Annotated in this window: 1 protein-coding gene; it reads right to left on the bottom strand. The window is 74.7% G+C overall.

The window, feature by feature from the left end; translation table 11 throughout:
• Window positions 1-977, bottom strand: a 977-nt coding sequence (locus C6N75_RS28995) for a CaiB/BaiF CoA transferase family protein (protein ID WP_105871818.1), incomplete at its 3' end; no start/stop codon positions are given.
• Window positions 978-1,250: the final 273 nt, after the last annotated feature.

Here is a 1,250-nt window from a genome sequence, read left to right on the forward strand (position 1 = left end):
TACGTGGAGCGGGCGGCGAGGTGGGGGTGGGCGGGGGCCTCGCGCATCGACAGCACGGGCGACACGCAGGCGTCGGCGGGCTCGAAGAGCGCCGTCCACTCGGCGCGGGTGCGGGTGGCGAACCGGGCGGCGACGGCGTCCCGCAGCTCGCCCCAGCGCGCCGGGTCGTCCCGCAGCGCGGCGGCCTCACCGAGGCCCAGGAGCCGGGCGAACTCGTCGTAGAACCGCTGCTCCAGGGCGCCGACCGCCATGTACTGCCCGTCGGAGGTCCGGTAGGAGCCGTAGAAGGGGCAGCCGCCGTCCAGGAGGTTGGTCCCGCGCCGGTCCTGCCAGGCCCCGGCGTCGAGCATGCCGTGCAGCATGGTGGCCAGGTGGGCCGCGCCGTCGGCGACCGCGGCGTCCACCACCTGGCCGGCACCGCCCTCGCTGCGGGCGTGGTGGAGCGCGGCGAGGACGCCGGCGACCAGGTAGAGCGAGCCGCCGGCGTAGTCGCCCAGCAGGTTGGCGGGGACGGTGGGCGGCTCGTCGGCCCGGCCGATCATGGACAGGGTGCCGCTGACCGCGAGATAGCTGATGTCGTGGCCGGCGCGCGGGGCGAGCGGGCCGCCCTGGCCCCAGCCGGTCATCCGGCCGTAGACCAGGCGGGGGTTGCGGGCGTGGCAGGCGTCGGGGCCGACGCCGAGGCGCTCGGCGACGCCGGGGCGGTATCCCTCGATGAGGATGTCGGCCCGCTCGGCGAGGTCCAGCACGCGGGCGGGGCCGTCTCCGGCCTTGAGGTCGACCAGCACCGAGCGCTTGTTGCGGTTGGTGAGGTCGCGGGCCGGGTCGATGCCGAGGCCGGCCCCGCCGGGGCGGTCGACGCGGACCACGTCGGCGCCGAGGTCGGCGAGGAGCATGGCCGCGAACGGGCCCGGGCCGATGCCGGCCAGCTCGACCACGCGCACTCCGGCGAGCGGACCGTGCGATGGAGCGGTCATCCCGGCTCCGTCACCCCCCTGGTCGACACCTGTCGTCGTCTGTCGTCATCCGTCGTGGTCTGTCGTCATCCGTCGTGGTCTGTCGTCAGCCGTCGCCGTCTGTCGTCGTCGACTCGCTGTCGTCCACCCGCCGCCACCCGCATGTGACACAACTGATGTGACAGTGAAGATGTTAAGAACAGGTTCCACCGGGCACAAGCCCTCGACGCACAAGTGGCGAGACCTCGCCGCCGCCCCGCGCGGGGCGGCTAGCCTCTGCGTACCCGGGCGGTC

Origin of the sequence: Streptomyces solincola (genome assembly GCF_002982015.1) — a bacterium.
GTDB classification, from domain to species: Bacteria; Actinomycetota; Actinomycetes; order Streptomycetales; family Streptomycetaceae; genus Streptomyces; species Streptomyces solincola.